General features: G+C 46.2%; 19 protein-coding genes and 3 tRNA genes. All 22 read left to right on the top strand.

Annotation, left to right across the window (positions count from 1 at the left end; all coding sequences use genetic code 11):
- The first annotated feature begins 28 nt into the window (after nucleotides 1-28).
- The 22 genes from RWJ96_RS00375 to RWJ96_RS00270 all read left to right on the top strand — a co-directional run bounded on the left by RWJ96_RS00375 (nucleotide 29) and on the right by RWJ96_RS00270 (nucleotide 19,313).
- On the top strand, nucleotides 29-547 hold the full coding sequence (locus tag RWJ96_RS00375; protein ID WP_314018303.1) for a YraN family protein: 519 nt from the start codon (nucleotides 29-31) through the stop codon (nucleotides 545-547).
- The gene (locus RWJ96_RS00370) at nucleotides 544-2,040 is read left to right on the top strand and encodes a YifB family Mg chelatase-like AAA ATPase (protein WP_314018302.1); all 1,497 of its coding nucleotides are present in this window, start codon (nucleotides 544-546) and stop codon (nucleotides 2,038-2,040) included. The genes RWJ96_RS00375 and RWJ96_RS00370 overlap by 4 nt, the downstream gene beginning before the upstream one ends.
- Before the next feature lie 2 nt (nucleotides 2,041-2,042).
- Nucleotides 2,043-2,918, top strand: coding sequence for a DNA-processing protein DprA (locus RWJ96_RS00365; RefSeq protein WP_314018301.1), 876 nt, complete (start codon nucleotides 2,043-2,045; stop codon nucleotides 2,916-2,918).
- Between the two features lie 17 nt (nucleotides 2,919-2,935).
- Nucleotides 2,936-4,270 (top strand): methylenetetrahydrofolate--tRNA-(uracil(54)-C(5))-methyltransferase (FADH(2)-oxidizing) TrmFO, encoded by a 1,335-nt coding sequence (gene trmFO / locus RWJ96_RS00360; RefSeq protein WP_314018300.1) that lies wholly within the window; start codon nucleotides 2,936-2,938, stop codon nucleotides 4,268-4,270.
- Between the two features lies 1 nt (nucleotide 4,271).
- Nucleotides 4,272-5,189: a site-specific tyrosine recombinase/integron integrase gene (gene xerA, locus RWJ96_RS00355; protein ID WP_314018299.1), complete on the top strand. Its 918-nt coding sequence runs from the start codon at nucleotides 4,272-4,274 to the stop codon at nucleotides 5,187-5,189.
- A 272-nt stretch (nucleotides 5,190-5,461) separates the two neighbouring features.
- On the top strand, nucleotides 5,462-6,202 hold the full coding sequence (gene rpsB / locus RWJ96_RS00350) for a 30S ribosomal protein S2 (protein ID WP_314018298.1): 741 nt from the start codon (nucleotides 5,462-5,464) through the stop codon (nucleotides 6,200-6,202).
- A 55-nt stretch (nucleotides 6,203-6,257) separates the two neighbouring features.
- Nucleotides 6,258-7,130, top strand: coding sequence for a translation elongation factor Ts (gene tsf, locus RWJ96_RS00345; RefSeq protein ID WP_313995184.1), 873 nt, complete (start codon nucleotides 6,258-6,260; stop codon nucleotides 7,128-7,130).
- Nucleotides 7,131-7,261: 131 nt separating this feature from the next.
- The gene (pyrH, locus tag RWJ96_RS00340) at nucleotides 7,262-7,984 is read left to right on the top strand and encodes a UMP kinase (RefSeq protein ID WP_035427712.1); all 723 of its coding nucleotides are present in this window, start codon (nucleotides 7,262-7,264) and stop codon (nucleotides 7,982-7,984) included.
- Complete coding sequence (frr, locus tag RWJ96_RS00335; protein WP_035427490.1) at nucleotides 7,984-8,529, top strand: ribosome recycling factor; 546 nt, start codon at nucleotides 7,984-7,986, stop codon at nucleotides 8,527-8,529. The genes pyrH and frr overlap by 1 nt, the downstream gene beginning before the upstream one ends.
- Nucleotides 8,530-9,309, top strand: a complete 780-nt coding sequence (locus RWJ96_RS00330; protein WP_314018297.1) for an isoprenyl transferase — start codon at nucleotides 8,530-8,532, stop codon at nucleotides 9,307-9,309. It begins immediately after the preceding gene.
- The gene (locus RWJ96_RS00325) at nucleotides 9,309-10,337 is read left to right on the top strand and encodes a phosphatidate cytidylyltransferase (RefSeq protein ID WP_314018296.1); all 1,029 of its coding nucleotides are present in this window, start codon (nucleotides 9,309-9,311) and stop codon (nucleotides 10,335-10,337) included. Before RWJ96_RS00330 ends, RWJ96_RS00325 begins: the two co-directional genes overlap by 1 nt.
- A gap of 3 nt (nucleotides 10,338-10,340) precedes the next feature.
- The gene (gene dxr, locus RWJ96_RS00320) at nucleotides 10,341-11,528 is read left to right on the top strand and encodes a 1-deoxy-D-xylulose-5-phosphate reductoisomerase (protein WP_314018295.1); all 1,188 of its coding nucleotides are present in this window, start codon (nucleotides 10,341-10,343) and stop codon (nucleotides 11,526-11,528) included.
- A gap of 7 nt (nucleotides 11,529-11,535) precedes the next feature.
- On the top strand, nucleotides 11,536-12,900 hold the full coding sequence (locus RWJ96_RS00315; protein WP_314018294.1) for a site-2 protease family protein: 1,365 nt from the start codon (nucleotides 11,536-11,538) through the stop codon (nucleotides 12,898-12,900).
- 8 nt (nucleotides 12,901-12,908) lie between these two features.
- On the top strand, nucleotides 12,909-13,982 hold the full coding sequence (gene ispG, locus RWJ96_RS00310) for a flavodoxin-dependent (E)-4-hydroxy-3-methylbut-2-enyl-diphosphate synthase (protein ID WP_314018293.1): 1,074 nt from the start codon (nucleotides 12,909-12,911) through the stop codon (nucleotides 13,980-13,982).
- Nucleotides 13,983-14,022: 40 nt separating this feature from the next.
- A complete protein-coding gene (locus tag RWJ96_RS00305) occupies nucleotides 14,023-15,738 on the top strand; it encodes a proline--tRNA ligase (RefSeq protein ID WP_396427204.1) in 1,716 nt (571 codons plus the stop codon).
- 74 nt (nucleotides 15,739-15,812) lie between these two features.
- A tRNA-Ala gene (locus RWJ96_RS00300) sits at nucleotides 15,813-15,888 on the top strand.
- Nucleotides 15,889-15,928: 40 nt separating this feature from the next.
- Nucleotides 15,929-16,004 (top strand) — tRNA-Ile (locus RWJ96_RS00295).
- Between the two features lie 140 nt (nucleotides 16,005-16,144).
- Complete coding sequence (locus RWJ96_RS00290; protein WP_035427501.1) at nucleotides 16,145-16,522, top strand: hypothetical protein; 378 nt, start codon at nucleotides 16,145-16,147, stop codon at nucleotides 16,520-16,522.
- 82 nt (nucleotides 16,523-16,604) lie between these two features.
- Entirely contained in the window at nucleotides 16,605-17,012 is a 408-nt protein-coding gene (locus RWJ96_RS00285; protein WP_035427503.1) for a hypothetical protein, read from the top strand.
- 31 nt (nucleotides 17,013-17,043) lie between these two features.
- Nucleotides 17,044-17,118, top strand: a tRNA-Val gene (locus tag RWJ96_RS00280).
- 131 nt (nucleotides 17,119-17,249) lie between these two features.
- Complete coding sequence (locus RWJ96_RS00275) at nucleotides 17,250-17,642, top strand: VOC family protein (RefSeq protein WP_314018292.1); 393 nt, start codon at nucleotides 17,250-17,252, stop codon at nucleotides 17,640-17,642.
- A gap of 240 nt (nucleotides 17,643-17,882) precedes the next feature.
- Nucleotides 17,883-19,313, top strand: a complete 1,431-nt coding sequence (locus tag RWJ96_RS00270; RefSeq protein WP_314018291.1) for a SpaA isopeptide-forming pilin-related protein — start codon at nucleotides 17,883-17,885, stop codon at nucleotides 19,311-19,313.
- Nucleotides 19,314-19,529 lie beyond the last annotated feature (216 nt).

Below are 19,529 nucleotides of genomic sequence, written 5' to 3'. Positions count from 1 at the left end.
TGAACTCTCCCACAACGAAAGGAGAGTTATGAGCAAGAAAGAAGCAAGTAAGCATGAAGGCGCAACAGCTAACGAGGTGGAGGAGAAGCCTGTACCACAGGAAGATCCAAAGACTCAGGATAAGAGCCCTCAAGAGGATGACGAACAAGAGAGCAGAATTCCGCTAGAAGAGATGTCTTCTCGTCAAATTGGCGAGAAAGGCGAAGAGATCGCTGCAAAATACCTCATCAAAAGAGGATACAAAATTATCCAAACTAACTGGACGTGTCAGATTGGTGAGGTTGATATTGTTGCTCAAGATGGCGATAACGTTGTGCTTGTTGAGGTAAAGACAAGACGTATCTTGAACAAAGACGATAGCATCATGCCTGAACTTGCGGTAAATAAAGCAAAGCAGGAAAAATACAGGACGCTTGCGCTTATGTATGCAGCACTTCATCCAGCGCTCACCTCAATTAGATTTGATGTTGTTGCCATCAATTTGGTAGCTCCAAGTACGGCAAGCTTGAGGCATTTAATTGGGGCTTTTAGCTGGGATGAGCAATGAGCCAAGCAACCATTTGCGTTCATACAGCAACTCTAAGAGGGATTGAGGCAATTCCTGTAGATGTTGAAGTGGGCATTTCAGGTGGCATACCTGGAATTACTATCGTAGGCATGCCCGACAGCTCCATTATGGAATCTCGCTCTCGTGTGCGATGCTCACTAAAAGCTGCCGGATTTACCATTCCTCGATTGCTGGTAACAATCAATTTGACACCTGCAGATATAAAGAAGACTGGCACTGGATTTGATTTGCCTATAGCCGTTGCCATTCTTGCAGCTACTGGACAGATCCCTCAAGAGATTGTACACAACAGGTTGTTTGTTGGAGAGCTTTCATTAAACGGAAAGATCTCTTCTGTCAGAGGTATGGCAGCGTATGCAATGCTTGCTAAGAAACTAGGGATGAAGCTTATTTCTTCTTCGGACTGCAATTTGTTTGGCTCTGACTGGAATCATGTTATTGGAATTCAATCGCTGCTTAATCTGAGCTTAAAGGATCCGTCATTTTGCAAGCCTTTAGCTCAGCGCCAGCACAAGGTAGACAATACAGCTCTGAGCGATAACTTAGATTTTGAAGAGGTTATTGATCAAGAATTAGTAAAACGAGCAATCATAATTGCAGCTACGGGAAACCTAGGCATGCTCATGATTGGTCCGCCTGGCGCAGGCAAAACTATGCTTGCTAAAAGAATTCCAACTATCCTCCCAGAGCTCTCTAAAGAAGAACGAGATGAGGTGCTGTTAATTCATTCTGTAGCAGGCTGTGAGACAGATTCTATTCAGGCAGGAGTAAGGCCCTTTAGATCTCCACATCACTCGGCTTCTGTAGCAGGCATGATTGGTGGAGGTAGACCTGTTATTCCAGGTGAGATTTCCCTTGCTCATAAAGGTGTGCTCTTTCTAGATGAGTTGCCTGAGTTTGCTTCTAATACGTTGCAAGTATTACGTCAGCCTATTGAAGATGGATACGTTCGTCTTGCGAGAGTTGATGGCATCTATAAGTTTCCTTCTCAGTTCCAGCTTATTGCTGCAGCTAATCCTTGCCCCTGTGGTTACTTTGGAGACAAAACACATACTTGTAAGTGCTCTCCAGGAAAGATTTCTACCTATCAGTCAAAAATTGGAGGTCCTTTGATGGATCGAATAGATATTGTGTGTGATGTAGCTCGTCCTTCTTCTGATCGAGTTATTTTAGGAGAGCTAGGACTTACTTCGGCAGGTATGCGTTCTCTTGTTATCTCTGGTAGAGATTTTGCCTCTTGGCGAGAAACCCGTGAAGTGGAAAGTACTTCTCGCCAAAAGTACGTGGAGAGTTTTGATGAAGCAGCGTTGCAACTATTGCATAGATTTGCTCGAGGACTTCATTTAGGAGGTAGAGCAATAACGCGTACTTGCAGAGTTGCACGGACAATCGCAGATATTGCTCACCATGAAAAAGTGACAAAAGACGACGTATCTGAGGCTGTGGCTTATAGGTCTCGTTCTTTGGAGTAGCAATGGAGAGATGGGAGATTTCATCAGAAGATGAGGATTATCCAAAAGAGTTGCTACTGCTCAATCATCCGCCCGAAGTGATATACGGAATGGGAGATAGAAGTGTTTTGCAAGCACCTTGTATGTCGATAATTGGGGCCCGTAGAGCCACTCCATATGGAATGGCAATTGCAGAAATGGCTGGTAGAAGTGCCGCCGATAACAATATTGTGGTGGTATCTGGGGGAGCGCTTGGCTGCGACTATACGGCGGGCATGGCTTCGCTTAGTGCTGGCGGAAAAACCGTTGTCGTAGCAGGTTGTGGCGCTGATGTGACGTATCCAACCACATCACTAGATCTTTTTGAAGCGGCACGAGAAGGAAGGGGAGCGGTTATATCTTTAGATAGGTGGGGAACACCACCTAGACGCTTTGCGTTTCCCAGGAGAAATGCAGTAATTGCAGCATTAGGAAAAGTGCTTTTGGTAACGGAGGCAGGACTTTGCTCGGGCACCATGAGCACTGCCGAATTTGCTAACTCACTTGGTAAAACTATTTATGCAATACCTGGGTCTATCTTTTCTCCAGCTTCTGCTGGCACTAATAGACTAATTGCTGAAGGTGCCCAAATCATTCCTGACGAGACTTCGTTGGGCCTTGCAATATCTTTAGATTTTGATTGCCTAGTTCAGGAACAAATGAAGCATGATAAGAATTTAACACCACTTTTATCTGCACTTATTGCTTCTCCTTCAAGACCCGAAGAACTTGCATGGAGGCTATCAGAAAACGTTCTTACTGTGCTTAATTCCCTGACTGATTATGAAGCTCGTGGAATGGTAAAAAGATTACCGGATGGAAGGTATACTCCTTCTAAAGACTTTTATTTGGACTCGTAGTGTGTGATAGGTGAAAAATGACGCAAAAAGTTACGGTAGTAGGCGCAGGTTTAGCTGGAAGTGAATGTGCCTTACAGCTTGCTTCTCGTGGTATTTATGTAGAGCTCATTGAGCAGCGTCCTGTTGTGTCTTCTCCAGCACATCACACAGACATGTTTGCTGAACTGGTATGTTCCAACTCTTTGAAATCTACTAAAGAAGACTCTGCAGCTGGAATTTTAAAGTCTGAGCTTAAGAAGATGGATAGTTTTCTGCTTCGTATAGCAGAAGAAAACTCTGTTCCTGCAGGTGGCGCACTTGCGGTAAATAGGGAAGAGTTTTCAAAAGCTGTAACTGAGCAGATTAAAAATCACCCCAACATCTTTGTGACTCATGCAGAGGTTACAGAGCTTACTGATGAGCCAACAGTTATCGCTGCAGGTCCTCTGTGCTCTGATAGCTTATATCAAGCCATTTCTAAGCGTGTGGGAACTGACAGAATGTCGTTTTTTGATGCTGCGGCACCAATTGTGTCTGAAGAGTCAATCGATCGCTCAATTGCATTCTCCCAATCTCGTTATGAGGATTTGGGAATTGGCGATTACCTTAATTGCCCTATGAATAAAGAGGAATACGACACATTTGTAGAGGAGTTGCTGGCTGCTAAACGTGTTATTGGACATGATTTTGAGCAGTCTGATTTATTCCAAGCTTGTCAGCCTATTGAGGAAGTGGCAAGAACAGGACATGATTCCATTAGGTTTGGAGCGCTAAAACCTGTTGGACTTATTGATCCTAGAACAGGTAAACGTCCCTGGGCGGCAGTTCAGCTTCGTGCAGAAAATACAGCTAAAACAGCATTTAACCTGGTAGGTTTTCAGACAAACCTTACCTGGGGAGAGCAAAAACGCGTATTTACGCTCATCCCAGGCTTGGAGAATGCTGAGTTTGTTCGCTACGGCGTCATGCATAGAAACTCTTTTGTTGATTCCCCTCATGCGCTTGATAGATCATTTGGAATTCCTGGCACTTCTACTATTCTCGCAGGTCAAATTACAGGTACAGAAGGCTATGTTGAGGCGATTGCTTCAGGTTTGCTTGCAGCGCTCAACATGTATGCTCGTCTGTTAGGCAAAGAGGAAGTCAGGCTTCCTTTAACAACCTCGTTTGGCTCTCTTGTGGGATATGCAACAAATCCAAATACCAAAGATTACCAGCCTATGCATGTTAATTTTGGAATTTTTGAGCCATTGGATGAGCATGTCAAAAGAAAAGACGATCGCCGTCAGAAGATGGCGGAGCGCGCTCATAAAGATTTTGATGAGTATCTTGCCTCTTGCCATGAACTCTTTGATTGCGTAAAGCGTGATTAATGTGGGCATTTCTAAAGTGCGAGGAAGTCTCGTTGAACAATTTATTGAGTATCTAAGTAAGGTCAGGAATCTTTCCGAGAATACTCTGAGGTCATATCAAACTGATCTTTTAGCATTTGAGCAGTGGTGCAGCAGGGAAGGCGTTGAGGTTACTAAGGTTGATCACAGAAACCTTCGTTTGTATTTGGCTTACCTCAAACAAGCTCAATATTCAGCTAAAACGCTTAACAGACACCTGTCTGCATTACGTGGTTTTTACAAGTGGATGCAGCGAGAAAAACTGATTGCAACTGATCCCGCTCTTGCACTTAGTAATCCTCGAGCGCCACGTAATCTTCCACATACCATGACTGACTCTGATGTAAATAGGCTTTTGGAATCATGTGATACCTCAACAGCAGTAGGTCTGAGAGATAGAGCATTTCTTGAGTTTTTGTATGCAACAGGTGCCCGTATTTCTGAGGTAGCAACGCTCAAGCGTGAGCAGGTTGATTTGCAAAATGGAACAGTACGCCTCTTTGGTAAAGGCTCTAAAGAGAGAATTGTTCCGTTATATGAGTCCGCAGTTGAGTGGCTTAAGAAGTACCTTAGGTCTTCTCGTCCTACGCTCTTGTTAAAAGACAAAACAGGGCGTGCACACTCAGCTCTCTTTATTTCTGTCAGAGGAAATGACATGAGCGCTGATTCTTTGCGCAAGGTTTTCTCGTCGTATTTAGTGGCTGCAGGACTTGACAGCTCACTTTCTCCACACGCAATGAGGCATACGTACGCTACGGAGCTTCTTGGTGGTGGAGCAGACTTGCGTATTGTCCAGGAACTTTTAGGTCATGAGTCACTCTCAACTACGCAGGTGTATACGCATTTGTCAGTTGATAGGCTTAAAGAAGCGGCAAAGGCAGCTCATCCAAGATCAAAATAAACCGTGCTTTGTTACGGAAGATCTTGCACTTGGAAGCTGGATGTATTTGTGCAGTATTTGTAGAGGTTATGGTCTAAATTCTTTATAGACGCAGCCCTTGTTTTCCTGTTATACTTTCAAAAGTTGTGTAGAAGCACAACATGCTGTTACCAAACAGCACAAAATCGCACGTACGACTACTTGTTTGCCGTGGTGCCTAACGCTAAGCCAGGTGTTGGGTGGTTTTAACAAGGTTTGAACTCGTACGGAGGAACAACCAATGGAGGTAAAAAATGGCTGCAAAGATTACTATTCAGACTCTTCTGGATGCTGGTTGCCACTATGGTCACCAGACTCGTCGTTGGAACCCTAAGATGAAGCCATACATCTTTGGTGAGCGCAACGGCATTTACATTCTTGACCTTAAGCAGACCATGCTTGGCGCAGACGCTGCTTACACTTTCCTGAAGAATGTTGCATCTAAGGGTGGCCGCGTTCTCTTCGTCGGCACCAAGAAGCAGGCTCAGGAGCCAATCGCTACTGAGGCAGCTCGTGCAAACATGCCTTACATCAACCAGCGTTGGCTTGGCGGTATGCTTACCAACTTTGTCACCATGCGTTCCCGCATTAAGCGCCTTGAGGAGCTTGAGGCAATGGTAGAGGACGGCCGTATGGCAGCTCTTCCTAAGAAGGAGCAGGCTCTTAAGAACAAGGAGCTTCTGAAGCTTCAGCTTAACCTCGGTGGCGTCCGTGATATGACTTCTCTTCCACAGGCTCTCTTCGTTGTTGACTCCAAGCGTGAGGAGAACGCAATTCGTGAGGCAAACCGTCTTCACATTCCAGTAGTCTCTCTGCTTGACACCAACTCTGATCCAGATGTTGTTGATTACGGCATTCCTGCAAATGACGATGCTATTCGTTCCATTTCTCTTATGTGCCAGCTTGCTGCAGACGCAATTCTTGCAGGTAGCGGCAAGGAGCAGATTTCTGCTGAAGAGATGGGCGCTGAGTCCGAGACCCCAGCTGCTGAGTAACTCTTAGCAACGGGTCAAATAATTTAATTATTCAGTAGATTTTTGGGAGGAAAACATGGCAGAGATTACCGCAGCACTTGTTAAGCAGCTTCGTGATATGACCAGCTCTCCTATGATGGAGTGCAAGAAGGCACTCGTCGAGGCTGAGGGCGATATTGAAAAGGCAGTAGACATCCTTCGTACTATGGGCGTTGCTAAGGCAGTTAAGCGTGCTGGCCGTGACACCAACGAGGGCACCATTGCTACTTTCATCAGCCCAGACGGCAAGACTGGCGCAATTCTCGAGCTCTCCTGCGAGACCGACTTTGTTGGTACTAACCCACAGTTCACCGGCTTTGCTGGCGATCTTGCTGCAGTTGTCGTTGAGAGCAACCCAGCTGACGTTGAGGAACTCAAGGCTGCTAAGCTTGGCGACGAGACCGTCGACGAGGCAATCACCGATAAGATTCACAACATCGGCGAGAACATGCGTGTTCTTCGTTTCCAGCGTGTTGAGGCTGCAAACGGCGCTCTTGCTAGCTATATCCACCTTGGTGGCAAGCTTGCTGACATTGTTACCTTTGAGTTCAACAAGCCAGAGACTGCTGAGTCTCAGGACTTCAAGAACTTTGCACACGACGTTGCAATGCAGGTAGCTGCAGCTGCTCCAGTTGCTGCTCGCCGTGAGGATGTTCCACAGGACATCGTTGATCACGAGCTCTCCATTTACAAGGCACAGGCTGCTGAGTCCGGCAAGCCTGAGGCTATTCAGGAGAAGATGGCTTATGGTCGTCTCGAGAAGTACTACAAGGAGTATGTCCTTACTGAGCAGGCATTTGTTAAGGACCCAGATATGACCATTTCTGAGTACGCAAAGCTGCTCTCCAAAAAGGTTGACGACGAGGTTAAGATTGTCAGCTTCGTACGTTTTGCTTTTGGTGAAGAGTAAGACTTTTTACTTCAATTATTTTGAGCCGGTTGTCTTCATCCGGCTCTTTTTTTACCGCGATTCCTGCAAAACTTACGGTGTCGTTTGTTAAAATTATTACAACTATGGCAAACGGAGAGAGCGAGGAAGCTTTGTCTTCAGCTAAATACAAAAGAGTACTTTTAAAGCTTTCTGGTGAAGCATTGATGGGTGAGCAATCCTTTGGCATTGACCCTTCAATTCCAGAAATGCTTGCTAAAGAAATTAAGCCTGTCTGGGAGTCTGGCGTTCAGGTTGCCATTGTTGTTGGCGGCGGAAACATCTTTAGAGGCGTTTCTCAGGCAGCTGCTGGCATGGATCGTGCTCAAGGCGATAACATGGGCATGCTTGCAACAGTAATCAACGCTCTCTCACTCCAAGATTGTTTTGAGCGCAATGGCATGGATTGCCGTGTTATGAGTGCAATTTCCATGGCTCAGGTTGCAGAGCCTTATATTCGCCGTCGTGCTATTAGGCACCTTGAGAAGGGCCGTATTGTCATCTTTGCTGCAGGTACCGGTAACCCTTACTTCACCACTGATACTGCTGCAGCTCTTCGCGCTTGCGAGATTGGCGCAGAGGCTCTGATGAAGGCCACAAAGGTAGATGGTATTTACGACTGCGATCCTGTTACCCACGCAGATGCAGTTAAGTTTGACACTGTCACCTACAAAGATGTTCTCGCCAAAGAACTTAAGGTTATGGACGCTGCAGCAATTGCGCTGTGCAAAGATAATAAGATGCCAATTCTTGTATTTGACATGCAGTCTGAAGGCGTTTTCATGAAAGCAATTTCCGGAGAAGAAGTCGGTACTACTGTCGTTGAGGAGGACTAATGAGCGTTCATTCTGATAAAGCTAAGCAGTCTATGGAGAAGTGCATCGAGGCACTTAAGAATAACTTTGGTCGTGTTCGTACTGGTCGTGCAAATCCACATGCGCTTGATCACATCAAGGTAGACTACTATGGTCAGCCAACCCCAATTTCTCAGCTTGCAGCTATCAAGGTTCCTGAGGCATCTATGCTGCTTGTTGAGCCATGGGATAAGACTGCTCTAAAGAGCATCGAGAAGGCCATTGAGACTTCTGACCTTGGTATTACTCCATCTAATGATGGCTCCGCAATCAGACTTCCTTTCCCAATGCCAACCGAGGAGCGCCGTCGTGAGCTTGCTAAAGAGTGCTCTCAGATTGCTGAGGAGGCTCGCGTAGCTGTACGTAACGTCCGTCGTGACGTTAATGGCAAGATTGAGCGCGATGAGGAGCTGTCTGAGGACGATCAGAAGCGCGAGAAGAACGGTATTCAGAAGTTGACCGATACCTATATTGCACAGATTGAGTCTCTTCTTAAGACCAAGACTTCAGAAATCATGGAGATTTAAGTGCAGTTTGATACAGACAAGCTCGTCCAGTATTTCTCTGACGCACCAGAAGATATCAGTCTTGCTGATATCAATTTAGAAACTATTCCGTCTCACGTTTCCATCATTATGGATGGAAACGGTAGATGGGCTACGGCTCGTGGACTTGACAGAACCGAAGGTCATAAGGCCGGTGTTCTTTCTTTGCGTGAGGCTGTTACTACAAGTGTGCGCCTTGGATTGGATGTTTTGTCAGTTTACGCGTTCTCCACAGAAAACTGGAAACGTCCTCAGCGTGAGGTTGACTTGCTCATGCGTCTGTTTGCAGAGACGCTTCTTAAAGAGCTCCCACTGTTCCACCAAGAAAACGTTAAGCTGCGTTTCTTTGGTGACCTTGAGGCTTTGCCAGAGAAGACCCGCAAGACCTTCCAGCGCGGAGTTGATGAGACCGCACAAAATACTGGTATGACGTTTGCGCTTGCGGTCAATTATGGCTCCCGCGCGGAGCTAACCAGAGCAGCTGTTCTTCTCGCCAACCAAATTGCTGAGGGTAGTGTGTCTGCTGATTCGGTGACTCCAGCAGACCTTGAGAAGAACCTCTATACAGCAGGACTTTCTGATCCAGACCTTTTGATTCGCACGTCAGGAGAGCTGAGGCTTTCTAACTATTTGTTGTGGCAGCTGGCTTACTCGGAGCTGTATGTTACGCAAACTTACTGGCCTGACTTCTCTAAGTGGGATTTTTTGCGCGCCATTAAGGACTATCAGAGTCGCGAGAGGCGATTCGGAGGAGTGAAATAGTGGTGGACAATACGCGCGATTCCAAAAAGCCTACTTCCAGGATTGATACTGACTCTCAGCTAAATCCTGAAGAAACAGGTAGTGTTGGAATTGATAGACAGATAGAAAAGCTGGAGATTCGTCGCTCACTTAAAGAGCTGCAACGATCTGCTGGTAACCTTATGGGCCAGCGAGTCCGTGGCGTTACCGAAAAGCTTTTGACCAGAACTCTGTCTGGCGTAGTCTATGCAGCTATTGTGCTTGCTGCTCTGTTTGTGGGCAAAGAAGCCACCATTGTTTTGATTGCTGGTATGGGATGGCTGTGCTGCTCTGAGTTTTTCCACATCTGTCGCATGGGCGGACGTATGCCAAACGAGCCTCTTGGCCTTGTTTTCTCGCTTATTTTCCCCATAATTGCGTATTTTGGTCATGTCTTTCCGCTGGCATTCTCCCTGCTTTTGATTATCCTTTGCGGACTTTGGTATGTTTTTACACCACGAGCTAACCTTGCAGACGTGGCAGTTACAGCTTTTGGACCACTGTATACCTCGCTTTCACTTTCAACGGTAGTGCTTCTGAGGTCCACAGAGCCCAGCTTTTCTATTCCTTGGATTACGCTTGCTGTCATGCTCTCTGTGTGGGCTAACGATTCATTTGCGTATTTGTTTGGATCTAAATTTGGCAAGCATAAACTGGCGCCGAGGATTTCTCCAAATAAGAGTTGGGAGGGCTTCTACGGTGGTCTTTTAGGTTCAATGCTTGTGTGGTTCTTGATGGCAGTTTTTGGTGCAATTAATATGAATCCACTGTTTGCGCTGCTCTTTGGTGTAACAGAAGGCATCTTCTCTGTTGTTGGAGACCTCTTTGAGTCTCGCATTAAGCGAGGAGTGGGCCTCAAGGATTCTGGTTCAATTATGCCTGGTCATGGTGGCCTACTTGATAGAACCGATTCGATGATTTTTGGAACTATGGCGGCGTTTCTTCTCTTCCAGCTTGCCGTGCTCTTTAGCCAGGTCAAGCTACCTATTGCGCTGCCGTTTGGAGTATAGGTTTTGAGCATTTTTGAAGATACCGCGCCTCGTGCTGTAAGGCATGAGCCTCTGCGTGTTGCTGTCCTTGGAGCTTCGGGTTCTGTGGGTATGCAGACGCTTGATGTATGCCGTCATTTCCCGCAAAAGGTGGAGGTTGCAGCCCTTGCGGTGAGGTCGTCGGCTGAGTTTGCCGTGAAGGCAGCAAATGAGTTCAACTGCAAATATGTTGCTTTTGCCGATGCAAGTGTCAAGGGCAACGTTCTTCTCGACGCACTGCCTCAAGACTGCAAGGCAAGCTTTGGTCCTGAGGCTGTTCAGGCGCTCGCTGTGCTGGATGAGGTTGACTGCGTGGTCAACGCAGTGGTGGGAGAGGCTGGCATTTACGCTGGTCTTGCCGCTGTAAAGGCTGGCAAGGTGCTGGCATACGCCAACAAGGAGTCCATTGTTGTTGGTGGAGACCTTCTGATGCCGCTGGTTAAGCCTGGCCAGCTCATTCCTGTTGACTCCGAGCACAGTGCCATCTTCCAGTGCCTTATTGGCGAGAATCCCGCTGACATCCAGAGGATTTGGCTTACCTGTTCTGGCGGTCCGTTCTTCGGATATTCTCGTGAGCAGCTTAAGCACGTCTCGGCCGACGACGCTTTGGCGCATCCAACCTGGAAGATGGGTGCCAAGATTACCATCGACTGTGCCACGCTCATGAACAAGGGCCTTGAGCTCATTGAAGCTCACCATCTCTTTGATACTCCAATGGACAAGCTAGAGGTGCTGGTACATCGTCAGAGTCGCATTCACTCTATGGTTGAGTTTGTTGACGGCTCTGTTAAAGCGCAGCTCGGAGCCTCTGATATGAGGCTGCCTATCCAGTTTGCGCTGAGCTATCCACATCGTTGGCCTGCAATTGCAAAGCCGGTTAAGTGGCAAGAAACCACTCCTCTCACAGGCGATTATGCTGACGAGAAGACCTTTGGATGCCTAGCTCTTGCTCGTCATGCAGGAACTGTTGGAGGAACGCTTCCTTGCATTATGAATGCAGCTAATGAAGTTGCTAACCATGCATTTAGACGAGGAAGATGTTCATTTCTTGATATTGAGCGCATTGTTGCTGAGACTATGAATGCCTCTGAAGTTCAAAGGGTAGAAGACCTTCAACAATTGACGCTTGTAGACGCAGAGGCACGAGCTTTAGCCCGTTCTTTTGTGGGATAGGAATTTTGTGAATTTGATAGCTATTCTTTCACCAATTTTTTGGGGACTCTTGGTCCTCTCGCTCCTTGTATTTGTTCACGAGGCTGGTCATTACGGTATGGCTCGCCTGTGTGGCGTCCGTGTTACTGAGTTCTTCTTGGGCATGCCGTTCAAGTACAAGCTTTCTCATAAGAGCAAAAAATACGGTACTGAGGTTGGTGTAACGCCACTTCTTTTTGGCGGCTATACGCGCATCTGCGGTATGGAAGGCGAGCTTGATGAGCTGCTTCCACAAGCTCTGATGAGCGTTCAAGAGGCGGGCTCACTTGAGGTTGGTTCTCTTGCAGCAAAACTTAACTGTGAGGATGAGCGCGCCTACAATCTGCTGTACACCCTTGCAGATTGGGGCTCCATTGAGCTTGTCAAAGAGTCAGATGAGCTAGCGCACGCCACGTTTCAGACGCTTGCGAGAGATGCTGAACTTCGCTGTGAGTATGATCGCGGTCACAACTTTGATCTTGAAGGCTCTACAGCAGCAGGGGAGCCTCGTGTTCCACAGATGTCCGCTGATGATTTCTTTGCTCAAGAAAAGGCCCATACGTATGTTGGTGTAAATGTTCCCAAACGTTTGCTCATGATCTTGGGTGGACCTTTGGTCAACATTGCGCTGGCCTTTGTGCTGGTTGTTGGCTCTTTGATGTTTGTTGGTATTCCTGCTGCTCAAAATAAGGCTCAGCTTGGATCCGTTGAATCTGGCTCTCTTGCTGCTATTTCAGGCCTTACTGCCGGAGACACTATTCTTACCTTTAACAAGGTAGAGGTACATACCTGGGAAGACCTTACTGCTGCTATCAAAGATGCAATGTCCAATGGAGGCAAGGATATCCCAGTCACGTATGAGCGCAATGGCATTCAGCTTGAAACTACCATTAAGCCGGTTTTGCGCCCTGATGATAAAATCATCGGCGTGACACCTGTCATGACCACCTATCACTTCTCGTTTATTGAGGCATCAGCTGCAGCTGTATCGTATGCCGCGCAGGTTGGTCAGTTTGCGCTCAGACTGCTCATCCCAACGCAGACCATGGAAGTTCTCAATCAGTCGTCTTCCGTTGTTGGAATTTCTGTAATGGCATCAGAAGCTGCTGCAGAGGGTTTTTCGACTCTTATTATGCTGGTAGCAGCTATTTCCATGTCACTTGGATTCATGAATCTTTTACCTATTCCACCTCTTGACGGTGGAAAGATTCTGATTGAGGTAATTCAGGTGATAATTAGAAAGCCTCTGTCTATCAAGGTTCAAAACATTTTGTCTTATATTGGACTGGCGTTTTTCCTGTTTGTCTTTGTTGTTGCACTGAGAAACGATATTCTTCATTTACTTTTTAGGTAGCTGATTTTATGTCTGAGATTGCTCGCACAAAAACTCATCCCGTCATGGTTGGATCTGTCCAGGTTGGTGGCGGCGCTCCCGTTTCCGTTCAGTCTATGTGCACCACTAAAACAGATGATCCAGATGCAACGCTCCTTCAGATCAAGGGGCTTGCCGAGGCAGGGTGCGAGATTATTCGCGTGGCAATTCCAGACGCAAAGGCCCTCGATGGCTTTGAAGAGATTTGCAAATACTCGCCACTTCCTGTTGTTGCCGATATTCACTTTGACTATAAGCTGGCGCTTGAAGCTTCAAAGCGAGGTGCTGCTGCGCTTCGTATTAATCCGGGTAACATTGGCTCTATGGAGCGCGTTGATGCTGTTATTGAGGCAGCTAAAGAGGCGAATATTCCTATCAGAATTGGCGTTAACGCTGGTTCTCTTGCTAAAGAATTTGATACAAGACAGGATATGACCCTTGTCGAGAAACTCGTGGCATCGTCAAAGTCTTTTGTTGAGCACTTTTCTTCTCGCGGTTTTGACGACATTGTCTTGTCTGCAAAAGCTCACGATGTTCCCACTACACTTGCGGTATATCGAGCGCTTTCCAAGGAGCTTCCACAGATTCCTCTGCATGTAGGCGTTACAGAAGCCGGTGCGTTAAGGCAGGGAACGGTAAAGAATTCTGCTGCGGTGGGCATTTTGCTTGAGAGCGGTATTGGCGATACCATGCGTCTCTCTCTAACGGCCGATCCCGTAGAAGAAGTCCACGTAGCATGGGAGCTTCTTGCGGCTCTTGGTATGCGTCGTATTAAGCCGGAGCTGGTGAGCTGCCCTACCTGCGGCAGGTGTGGCGTTGACATGATTCCTATTGCAGAAGAAGTTACCAGACGTCTGGATGGCGTTCGTGCTCCAATTTCTGTAGCAGTCATGGGATGCGTTGTTAACGGTCCTGGTGAGGCTAGGGGCGTTGACCTTGGTGTAGCCTGTGGCAAAGGCCAGGCAGTGTTGTTTGAAAACGGCAATCCTATTAGAAAAGTTCCTGAAGATAAAATTGTTGATGAGCTATTCGCCGAAATAGAGAATCGTTTTGGCAAAAAATAAGTAAACTATACGTATTACTTCATATTGAAAGGAAACTATCTTGAAGCACTGGATGCGCATGTCTTCTTTGTATGCACCAACACTCAAAGAAGATCCAGCTGAGGCTGTACTTGCAAGTCACCGCCTGCTCCTTCGTGCTGGCATGATCAGAAAGACCGCTGCAGGTCTTTACTCTTATCTACCACTTGCATGGCGCTCTCTTTTAAAGATTGAGGCCATCATTCGTGATGAGATGGACGGTATTGGTGCTCAGGAGATTCTTGTTCCTATTATGACCCCTGCTGAGCTCTGGGAAGAGTCTGGTCGTTGGGATGTCTATGGTGATGAGCTCATGCGTATGCACGACCGTCATGATCGTCAGTTTGCTCTTGGCCCAACTCACGAGGAAACCTTCACAGACCTTATAAGAAACGAGCTCAAGAGCTATAAGCAGCTTCCTGTAACGCTCTATCAGATTCAGGATAAGTTCCGTGACGAGCGTCGTCCACGCTTTGGTCTTATGCGTGGCCGTGAGTTCATTATGAAAGACGGATATTCCTTCTCGGCAAATCAAGAGTCGCTGCAAGAATGCTATGACCAGGAGAAGGTTGCTTACCAGAACGTTTGTGATCGCACGCGTCTTAAGGCTCTGCAGGTAGTTGCAGACTCTGGTCAGATTGGTGGAGACACCTCTGTTGAGTTTATGGCGCTGGCAGAGGCTGGCGAGGCAAGCCTGGTCTATTGCGATTGTGGCTATGCTGCAGATACTGAGGCAGCAGCTGCAAAGATTAACGTAGAAGAGCGTGAGTCTGGCAAGATGTGTGAGATTCACACCCCTGGTATTGGCTCCATTGATGATGTAGCTGAGTTCCTTCACGTTTCACCTGCAGCAACTCGTAAGGCTCTAGCTCTTGTTGACGGAAACGGTAAGCCAGTTGTGTGCTTTGTTCCAGGCACACATGAGCTCAATGAGGTCAAAGCTGAGCACGTCTTTGGTGACTATCACATGATGACCGATGAAGAGCTTGAAGAGTATGGCCTCATTAAGGGCTTCATTGGACCTGTTGGTCTGCCTGAGGGCATTCGCGTTATTGGAGATCTCTCTCTTGAGGATACTCAGTGGTGGCTCTGTGGCGCCAATAAGGCAGACTACCACCTTGATCACGTTGAGCTTGGTCGCGACTTTGAGATTAACGAGTGGAAAGACCTTGTCACTTCTCAGGAGGGCGATATTTGTCCTGAGTGTGGTCTTCCTCTGCATGCTGCTCGCGGTATTGAGGTTGGCCAGGTCTTCCAGCTTGGCACCAAGTACTCTGCGGCCCTTAACGCCACTTTCACCGACGAAAACGGCGAGGATAAGCCTCTGGTTATGGGCTGCTACGGCATTGGTGTTTCCAGGCTGCTTGCTGCTGTTGTTGAGCAATACAATGACGAGAAGGGCATCAAGTGGCCAGTCTCTGTTGCTCCTTATGAGGTTTCTGTTCTTTGTCTCTCTGACAAAGACCCAGAGATTTGGGATGCTGCAGGTGCAGTAGCTGACGCCTGTGTTGCAGCTGGTCTTGAGACGGTTGTTGATGATCGCGCAGAGCGTCCTGGCGTTAAGTTTGCAGATGCAGATCTTATTGGCTTCCCATGGCAGGTCATTGTGGGCAAGAAGGGTGTTGCAAACGGCATCGCAGAAGTCAAAGAGCGTGCTACCGGTGAGCGCTTTGAGGTTGCCCTTGATGAGGTTGCTTCTTGGTTGGCAGAGAAGATCCTTCCAGAGCGCGAGCTTTAAAATATACAACCAATTACAAAATTGTCGAGAAAAACAGAGCTTTGGTTTGCTATAGTATTTCCCGCACCACGTTCGGGGAATTAGCTCAGCTGGGAGAGCGCATGACTGGCAGTCATGAGGTCAGGGGTTCGATCCCCCTATTCTCCACCACGCATTCTGGCGGCGGCATCTGTCGCCGCTTTTTTCTTACGGGCTCATGGCGCAACGGTTAGCGCAGGGGACTCATAATCCCTGGGTTGGGGGTTCAAATCCCTCTGGGCCCACCAAATACACATGTGGCGAGAAACCCCTTGGTTTTCTCGCCATTTCTTTTACCGAAACACTCTACCGTTCAATGATTCGATTACTTAATTTATATAAAAGACGGGTACAATAGCCAAAGTGATATTTGATAGATAGGGGATATATGACTCCTGAGACTCGTAAAATGAAGCTCTTCAGTCTGGCGCTTTTGATTGGCGGACTTTTAGGTCTTGTTAATGTTGCGGTTCTTGTAATTGGTGCTGGTCCATCAATTGATTCCGCTCTTCTTTTGCTTGCAAGTATGATCTCGCTTCTAACTGGTGGTTATGCAGCTAGAGAGGCTAATGTACCTAATAGAGCTGTTGCTGCTTATCCCATGATTTTTGGATCATGCGTTGTATTAGCTGCTATTGTTGTTGGACAGTTGGTGCTTAAACCATCTGTTACCTTGCAGTTTATTGAGCTGTTTGCACTTTTGGCAATGGCCAGCGCTATTGCCCGAGGATCTCATAAAGTTAAAAAGTCTCTTGAAGCCAAGTAAGTTATTTTGTTGACGTCGTTTTATTTGTTCTAGCTCCTCTTGTGTACGTTTTTCTTTGTGAACTGACTTGTTGGGGGTTTGTATGGATCGTGGAACTAAGTTGATGATGGCGCTTTCCTCTATGCTTGGTGCGCTTGGCGTTGCTGGAATTGTCATCTTTGCCTTCTCAGTTGGCTATGGTCGTTTCTCTTCAAGCATGATTGTGCTTCTGCTGTGCAGCTTAATGGCAGTTTATTGCTGCTATATTCTTCAGAAATGCATCAGCTTGGCTAAAGACTTTGAGAAAACCCACGGCATTGTCCGTCTTGTTGCTGGTATTGAGCTCATTCTCTTTACCATTGAATGGGTTTTTGTCTCGCAGCTTTCATCTCAGCCTATGGTAATTACGCCAATGATTCTTCAGCTTATCTTCCTGGGAATTATTCTTGTCCAGATGAATAAAGCTGTGTCTACGTATTCACCTTCAAAAAAGTCAAAAGCTAGAAATTAGTGTCATTGTTTGTTATTATTGCTAGTCGTTCGGGCGATTGGCTCAGGGGTAGAGCACTTCCTTCACACGGAAGGGGTCGCTGGTTCAAATCCAGCATCGCCCACCATAAAAATTTAAAGGCCTAGGTAACTGGGCCTTTTTTGTTAGTACTTAGTTACAGTAATGACTAATATTTATTGCCAAGCACACATATTAGAGCTTCCCTTATATACTTGAGCTCTAGGAAAGGGGAGATGTATGACAGATTCAACTAACAATTCCAGCACTCTTAATCCAGTCGAGCAGTTTGATATGTATGTTGCTCACGTTGGCATTAACGCAAGCAATGCGGACGAGGCAGAAAAGATTGCCAACCTGTTTACCGCTCTTATGGGACTTCCAACTATTGAGCAGCCACCCTCATTTTTTGCAGGGACCCTGGTAGAGGTCATGAAACAAAATGGCCGAGGCACAAAGGGTCATATTGGCTTCCACGTTAACAACATCCCAGCTGCCGAGAAATACTTTACAGGTCGTGGCTTTGAAATCGATGAGTCATCTAGAAGGCTTAATCCAGATGGCAGTACATTTTTGGTCTATTTCAAAGACGAGATTGCTGGCTTTGCTATTCATCTCACCATGGATAATTAGGCTATTCCATCAATCTTATTGACGATTTTTTGGCGAGAAGATCTTTCAAGTAGAGGGGTCTTCTCGCATTTTGTGTGTGAATGGATAGGGAATAGCTGTTTATAGCTAATTCTTATTGTTGACGATATGAAAATTTAATAAATTGCAATTTAGAATGCAGTTTATATTCATTTTAATGATATTTTCTTTTATCATTTGATTTGGATATTTGTAATCCTTTATGGATTTGGAAGGTTTGAAGTGAAAAAGTTCAAGTGTGTAGCAGCGTTAATTCTTGTTGCGCTATGCTGCGTAATTGTTATCGGAGCTCCAAAGGTTGCGCTTGCAGTAGCAGGTCAAAATCAGCTCACGGTTAATGTTACTGATGACTATTATGGTCAACCTGTTGATGGTGTAACAATTACAGTGACTAATACAGTTACCGGTACCAACGCTGCAACTATGATTACTAACCAAAACGGTAGAGCCCAGACTAGCCTTGCTAACGGAAGTTATAAGGTTGAGCAGACAACGTTTAAAGCTGGATATGTTATTGATCACACAGCTAAAAACGTGACTTTCTCCGCTCCTGCTGGTAGTGATGGCGATCCTCAGACCATTAACTTTGAAAATGTCCATATTATGGGTCAGCTTTATGTTGGTGCTGAAGATATCCAAACCTCTAGTACTATTAATAATATTCAATTTGACATTGATGATGAATTTGGAAATAGAATTGCCTCAAATGTTCCAGGTGGACAAAGCGTTACCGTACCAGTAACAGGAAGTTACACGGTTACACCAAAAAATTATCCTACTGACCTCGCTTATAATTCCGATGCTGTAATGATTGATTCTGTCTTTGCGTGCACTCCAGGTAGCATCAATGGCATGGTTCCTCTTCATGCAGTAACATTCCCTTATGATTCAGATACTTACCTCTTTGAAGAAACAACTCGAGCAACAATTAAATTACCAATAAGACGTGGAAACATTATCGTGAGAGTTGTTGACCAATACGGAAACCCCATTGCTGGAGCTACTCTAAAAGCAACTCCTTCCTATGCTCCTCCTGCTGGAATCCCATCACCAGCTTGCCCTCCTTCTATGGGTGGATTTAATACCCCAGATCCAGCTTATTTAACTGGTACTAGTGCACCTCGTGCTATGACTCAGGATGCACCAAATCCTGGTGTCCCTTATACACAGACAGGTGAGTTGGATAGGGATAATGACGGTAATTATCTGCTCACAACTGGTCCTGATGGCACTGTAATTATTCCTGATTATCTTGTTGAGAGACCATCTACCATTACTCAGTTGACCACCCTTGATGGCTATACCATTGATGATCCTAATCCACAGGTTGGTGAGATTACTGGCTCTAACGAAACAACTACGGTTACGTTTGTAAATCGTAGGCCAGAGCCACCTGCTCCAGAGCCACAGCCAGAACCTCAGCCAGAACCTCAGCCAGAACCTCAGCCAGAACCTCAGCCAGAACCTCAGCCTGAGCCAACTCCTGAGCCTCAACCACAGACTCCGGAAAAGCCTAAGACTCCAAAGAAAAAGAAGGCTGTTCTTCCAGACACTTCTGACATTTCTGGTATCTCTTCTTTAATTGTTGGAATTACAGGTACATTAAGCTCTCTTGCTGGTGTCTCAATGTATCTGAGCAAGAAACGTTTCTAAGACTACAGGATTTATTGAATCTGTTTCAAAATTTGTTTATGTCTATCAAGTGAACAACCTGTGCATTTAGTAATTTGTAAATGTATGGGGAGTTCACTTGATTTTTATAAGGTGAGTACAGATTTCCTCAGTTTTGCCAGTTAAAAATTTGAAATAATTGTGTTTAGTCTTGGATATTATCTTTAATTTAATGTCTAATTCCCTTACTATAGATAG

Origin of the sequence: Lancefieldella parvula, from assembly GCF_963547875.1 — a bacterium.
GTDB classification, from domain to species: Bacteria; Actinomycetota; Coriobacteriia; order Coriobacteriales; family Atopobiaceae; genus Lancefieldella; species Lancefieldella parvula_D.
Note: the sequence above shows the minus strand (reverse complement) of the source record. Positions and strands in the feature narration are given on the sequence as shown.

What these genes read in the sequence shown, in the direction of transcription:
- RWJ96_RS00375 (WP_314018303.1), top strand. Translation starts at nt 29, where the DNA reads ATGAGCAAGAAAGAAGCAAGTAAGCATGAAGGCGCAACAGCTAACGAG.
- RWJ96_RS00370 (WP_314018302.1), top strand. Translation starts at nt 544, where the DNA reads ATGAGCCAAGCAACCATTTGCGTTCATACAGCAACTCTAAGAGGGATT.
- RWJ96_RS00365 (WP_314018301.1), top strand. Translation starts at nt 2,043, where the DNA reads ATGGAGAGATGGGAGATTTCATCAGAAGATGAGGATTATCCAAAAGAG.
- trmFO (WP_314018300.1), top strand. Translation starts at nt 2,936, where the DNA reads ATGACGCAAAAAGTTACGGTAGTAGGCGCAGGTTTAGCTGGAAGTGAA.
- rpsB (WP_314018298.1), top strand. Translation starts at nt 5,462, where the DNA reads ATGGCTGCAAAGATTACTATTCAGACTCTTCTGGATGCTGGTTGCCAC.
- tsf (WP_313995184.1), top strand. Translation starts at nt 6,258, where the DNA reads ATGGCAGAGATTACCGCAGCACTTGTTAAGCAGCTTCGTGATATGACC.
- frr (WP_035427490.1), top strand. Translation starts at nt 7,984, where the DNA reads ATGAGCGTTCATTCTGATAAAGCTAAGCAGTCTATGGAGAAGTGCATC.
- ispG (WP_314018293.1), top strand. Translation starts at nt 12,909, where the DNA reads ATGTCTGAGATTGCTCGCACAAAAACTCATCCCGTCATGGTTGGATCT.
- RWJ96_RS00290 (WP_035427501.1), top strand. Translation starts at nt 16,145, where the DNA reads ATGACTCCTGAGACTCGTAAAATGAAGCTCTTCAGTCTGGCGCTTTTG.
- RWJ96_RS00285 (WP_035427503.1), top strand. Translation starts at nt 16,605, where the DNA reads ATGGATCGTGGAACTAAGTTGATGATGGCGCTTTCCTCTATGCTTGGT.
- RWJ96_RS00275 (WP_314018292.1), top strand. Translation starts at nt 17,250, where the DNA reads ATGACAGATTCAACTAACAATTCCAGCACTCTTAATCCAGTCGAGCAG.